The organism is Aquidulcibacter paucihalophilus, assembly GCF_002105465.1.
In the GTDB taxonomy this organism is placed as follows: Bacteria; Pseudomonadota; Alphaproteobacteria; order Caulobacterales; family Aquidulcibacteraceae; genus Aquidulcibacter; species Aquidulcibacter paucihalophilus.
Window position 1 is genome coordinate 1 of the sequence record NZ_NCSQ01000052.1, and the last position, 4,091, is coordinate 4,091.

Genomic DNA, 4,091 nt, shown 5'->3' on the forward strand with positions numbered 1-4,091 from the left:
ACCATCGATTTGCTCGGCATTGAAGACGGTATAGCCGCGCAAAATACGCCGCGTTTCACCAGTATCGTCGCCATTTGCACCCTTGGACTTGGGGACGCGAGAAGGCTTTCCATCGCCTTCTGACTTATCTCCTACTTCAGCATAATAGACGACAAAGGACCCGCGTTCACCTTTGCGGACACAGGCTTTCAAGGCCAAGGCTTGTTTGAAAGTGAACCAATGGCGTGACCTGAAACCACTCTCCAGAGAGGCGGCCCAAAGAGCTATGATATTCATGCCGCGATAGGGCGTTCCGCAAGAGCGCAAGGGCAAGACCAATGCTTCAGACGGGGCAATATCATCCCATGGTTTGATCCAGGGGCGAACACCGCGTTCCAGAAGAGAGCTTATTTGGGCTGTGACACGCTCGTGTGGTGTCAGACGAACTTCATTAAGCCCTGTTGAAGAATGTAAATTACGAGATGCAACGATTGAAAGTGACATGGCGGAGACCTCCGCCGATGGGATATTGCGTCACGCGATACTCACCATGAGCTCGCGCCGCCTCCATCGGCCGAGATCAACAAACCGCACCCCTGATTGCCTGCCCGCACCCCGGTAGTGATGGCTTGTCCAGACCGGGGCGGAAGCGTAGCGGACGACTGAATAGTTGTGGGCAGGCTGGCTGGGGTGCAGGGATTTTGGGCCGATGGGGGAGGTGCTCGTGAAATTGCACCGAAGCATTGCGACTGCGGGTTAGTCCGACGTTTTGAAATCCCGATCCAATTTGTCCAACAAAGCAAGTCCAATTGTTGGATTACCTCGTGTGGCTCGAGCTCGGAATCGAAGTTCAATGTCGAATTCGGTAACGGCTCGACTGGCAAGTTCCTCAACGAGTTTATTCATGCTGATCCTGCGGTGCGCAGCGAGGGCCTTCAAACGCTCATGCTGGTCATCGGGCAAACGAATGGTGAGGACGCTCATGACTTTCTTCTCCAGTTTAAAAAGTCGCCGGGTGTGAGGATTTCGATATCCGGGAATAGAAGTTCAGCGTTACGGAAATCGCGAAGGTTTGAGGTAATGATCGCACGTGCACCTCCAGCAACAGCCAATTCCAGAACATGGTTGTCGCCTTCATCGGTGAGATTTGGCCGCCAAAGGAAGTGAATTCGAACCCAATCCCCAACGCTCAGTAGCGCATCTAACAAGGCATCACGCTCACTGGCTGACAGCGAGCAATTTGCCCAAATCTCATCTCTCGCCAAAAGGGCCTCATATTCCCCGAATAGGGCATTTGAGAAAATAGGCTTCAAGTCACCTTTCAATGCCTGTCGAAGTATTTCCCGTGATCCGCCATCCGGGCTCAACACCGCTGAGACAAAGACATTCGTATCAATCACGACTTTGACCATGAGTTTTGGTAGCATATATGCCATCAAATGCCAAGCTCGGTTCAAGAAATAATCCAATGCCGATGTGCCCAATTAAACAAGATCATGGCGAATGAGATCAGCGACCTTCCACTTTGATCAAGTTTCCAGCCGCTGATCTTGCTATCATATCACTCCGCTGCGATTCCCACGGTTTTAGGGTCCGGCTTTACCGCATCGGCATCTGCCAGAGCAGCAAGACCTTCTTCGGTCACTTCAAACGCTGGCGTATCGTCGTGGGCAGCCACATCGATCAACCCATCTGTCCGGATGACGCTGGGCAACCAGCCAGTCCCGTCCAGAGTTTGCGCCGCCATCAGGGCCAATTCATCCTTGCGCTTGGAGGCAAGCGTTGCCGCAAACGCCTCACGATCTTTAGCCGTGTTCAGTTCCAAAACTGCAGGACTTTCCATAATCGCATTTGTGATCTGAGCCTTGTTTAGCCCCATGAAGAAGTCCGAAGTTGGTACCCACCATTTGGTCATGTCGACTTGGAGGCGGGTAGCAAGGGTATCGGCAACTTCTTGCTTGCGACGACAAATGGGTGTGTTGCCGCTATGGTTGAGATCAAGGGTAGAAGCGATTAGGAGTGCTTGGGTTTGAAGCAAAACCTCTGGTCCTTGCGCCAAGCACCAGTCAAACCAATTCTCCTCGTAGAGGTCCAATGCCTTCAAGGTGTCACGCTTGGAGGTAAGCGGTTCAGCATCGGAGTAGGTATGACAGACAAAGGCGTGAATGCTCATACCGACAGGGCCAGTCAGTGCCATGAAGTGACAGCCCAATGTGTAGACAGATAGGGCCAAGGCCACATCGGGTGCCTCACATAGATGAGCCCGAATGGCGCGCGTGCGTGCGCTAGTAAGTTCATTCAAGGTCTTTTGTGTGAAGTCCGGAGTATTGACCGGCGTAGGCTCATCTTCTTCCCAAGGTGGCCGTTCTTCGAGAGTGGTTGAGGTAGCGCCTTCAGAACCCTCATCATTTGATGTCACTGAATCCGTTGAAGGGTTAGTTTCGCCTATGCTCTGACCCGCAATGCGTGCCGTGCTAGAAGCTGGATCAATCACAAGGACGGTTACGCCATCTGGGGAGGGTGTAAACGCCGCAGCCTCAGTTGCAGGAATGGCCTCGGCCTCAAGTCGTTCCTTTTCGCGGCGTCGTTCGGCCTCAGCTTTGGCCTTTTCAGCGTCACGTCGTGCATCGATCCGAGCAACCTTCTTTTGATCACCTTTGGCAACAATGCCAACGATCGTATCTGGATGCCCTTCAAAATCGATAGAGATCACACAACCCGCTAGTGCCTTCTTTTCTGGATCGAAGAAGGACAAGGCTTCGGCCATCTCGTGGGCTTTGACACGGAGGCTTTCGAGTTCCGCGATCAGGGCCGCATCTGTTGGATCAGATGCGAGTGCTTGCTCAATCTCATTAGCTCTTTCCCGTATCACAAAGGCAGCAGCCTTTTGCTCTTCGGTCGGCTGATGCCATTCGGGACGAATGCGATGCATGGAGCCACCATCGGCTCGACTATTACCCAGATTGAAGCTCACCCAGCCCCAGCCTTCAGCAAGGAGTGGGGCACGCAATTCTTCAAGCTTAGCTGTGGCCAGTTCATTTAAGAGCTTAGGGCTATCGAGGAAGATTAGGCTTTCATCAAACAGGTCACGGCGGACGATCCCACCGGCTGCCTCATAGGCTTCAACACCCACAAACTTTGCGAGCCGGTCGGTTACTCGAACGGCTCCTTGGGTAAGGTAAGACCGCACCGCATAGGCATTGCTAACGGGCTTGGTCATGATGGCAAAGACTGCGTCTTGCCGCTCATGGTCAGATACCAGACAAAAGGCGCGTGCCGCATCAATGCCAAGTTCGCCTTTTCGCAATGCTTCTTTCAAAACGGGCGATAGAGCGGCTAAGGCCAATCTTTGTCGAACATGACGGACGGTTGCACCAAACCGGGCAGCGATAGCATCTTCGGTTTGGCCTTCGGCTGCCAAGCGACCAAAGGCTTCAACTTCGTCCAAAGGATGCATAGCAACACGTTGGACGTTCTCAGCTAAAGACGCTTCTTCAGCGAGGTCAGCAGGAAGGATCTGACAAGGCACCTCAAAATCAGATGTTATGGCCTTGCGCTTGAGAAGCAGCTTCAAGGCAGCCAAACGACGACCACCAGCGGATACTTGATATTTGCCAGAGCCGACATCGACGACACTTAGGCCTTGTAAGAGACCATGGGCCTGAATGGAGGCTGCCAGTTCATCGATGGCGATTTTCTTATCAGTGCGACGGGCATTGAGAGGGGAATGCTGCAGAGCCTTCAAAGGTAACATTTGAACGTGAGACATAAGACTAATCTCCCTGTGGGAGTTCCTAGCGTTGGATATCAATCACCAGGACCGCCTGCGCGGCAATCGTCTCACCGGCCCACGCCAAACCAGACGCGCAAGGGCGCAGAGGCGCGAGCCGTCCCTTGCGCGCCTGGGGTGGACGGGGGCATTTGCGATGGGCGCGCAGGCGGGGTGGGGTGGGAGGCAAATGGGCTTGCCCCGATTAGATCGAGAGCGGCTTTCCGGTTTATTCGGGTAAGGGCCTTTCGGTGTTTTCGAAAGAAATCTGGCAATTTGCGATTGGCGGCTTACGGGGAGGATTGGCCGAAGAACGAACCCGCTCCGCGGGAGGTTTGTGCGT

General features: G+C 53.6%; 4 protein-coding genes. All 4 read right to left on the reverse strand.

Annotation, left to right across the window (positions count from 1 at the left end):
* Nucleotides 1–483 (reverse strand): ArdC-like ssDNA-binding domain-containing protein (locus tag B7364_RS04470; protein ID WP_157893486.1); only part of this gene is annotated, 483 nt, incomplete at its 3' end.
* A gap of 252 nt (nt 484–735) precedes the next feature.
* Nucleotides 736–963, reverse strand: coding sequence for a toxin-antitoxin system HicB family antitoxin (locus B7364_RS04475; protein ID WP_085338738.1), 228 nt, complete (start codon nt 961–963; stop codon nt 736–738).
* Complete coding sequence (locus B7364_RS04480; RefSeq protein WP_085338740.1) at nt 960–1,406, reverse strand: putative toxin-antitoxin system toxin component, PIN family; 447 nt, start codon at nt 1,404–1,406, stop codon at nt 960–962. The genes B7364_RS04475 and B7364_RS04480 overlap by 4 nt, the downstream gene beginning before the upstream one ends.
* A gap of 134 nt (nt 1,407–1,540) precedes the next feature.
* A complete protein-coding gene (locus B7364_RS04485) occupies nt 1,541–3,748 on the reverse strand; it encodes a ParB/RepB/Spo0J family partition protein (protein ID WP_085338739.1) in 2,208 nt (735 codons plus the stop codon).
* Nucleotides 3,749–4,091 lie beyond the last annotated feature (343 nt).

What these genes read in the sequence shown, in the direction of transcription:
- B7364_RS04475 (WP_085338738.1), bottom strand. Translation starts at nt 963, where the DNA reads ATGAGCGTCCTCACCATTCGTTTGCCCGATGACCAGCATGAGCGTTTG.
- B7364_RS04480 (WP_085338740.1), bottom strand. Translation starts at nt 1,406, where the DNA reads ATGCTACCAAAACTCATGGTCAAAGTCGTGATTGATACGAATGTCTTT.
- B7364_RS04485 (WP_085338739.1), bottom strand. Translation starts at nt 3,748, where the DNA reads ATGTCTCACGTTCAAATGTTACCTTTGAAGGCTCTGCAGCATTCCCCT.